The following is a 663-nucleotide window of genomic DNA, read 5'->3' on the forward strand; positions in this document are numbered from 1 at the left end:
TCTGAAAGAAAACAATGTTGACCTGTTTGCCGAGCGCGCAGAATTCGACGACGAGCACGGTGTCATGGCATACAACCGCACCCTCCAGCGCCCCGGCAAGGCAAACCAGATCCGTCCCATGGAGGAATGGATCGTGGCGGTGGGCAAGCATCCCGGCATCATCGCGGGCAGCGATTGGGGGCGGGTGCAGGCCATGCTGGATGTCAACAAATCCAAGAGCTACCGCAGACCCCGCAGCAACGCGGCGCTGCTGTCCGGGCTTCTGCGCTGCGACGAATGCGGCGACTATATGCGCCCGAAGCTGACCAACCGCAAGAATGCGGACGGCGAGCTGATCTACACCTACATGTGCTCCACCAAGGAGCGCAGCCACGGTACAGTCTGCTCTATGAAAAACTGCAACGGCAACACGCTGGACGCTAAAATCATCAAGGAGATCCGCAAGCTTTCCGCCGACAGGGAGACCCTTACCCGGCTGCTGGCGCAGACCAAGAAGGTCATCAGCGGCAGCAAGGAGGGCTACGATGCAGAGCTGGCGCTGCTCCGGGAAAAGCACACCGAGACGGAAGAGCGCATCAAACGGCTGGTGGAATCCCTGTCCGTTGCCAGCGACACCTCTGCGAAGTACGTCATGGAGCAGATCGACGAACTGCATCGGGAGAG

Annotated in this window: 1 protein-coding gene; it reads left to right on the forward strand. The window is 60.0% G+C overall.

What is annotated here, in order from left to right:
* The coding region (locus tag PGY33_RS14335; protein ID WP_270479222.1) for a recombinase zinc beta ribbon domain-containing protein at positions 1–663 on the forward strand (663 nt) is incomplete at both ends.

The sequence above is a fragment of the Butyricicoccus sp. AF18-9LB genome, from assembly GCF_027684505.1.
GTDB classification, from domain to species: domain Bacteria; phylum Bacillota; class Clostridia; order Oscillospirales; family Butyricicoccaceae; genus Agathobaculum; species Agathobaculum butyriciproducens.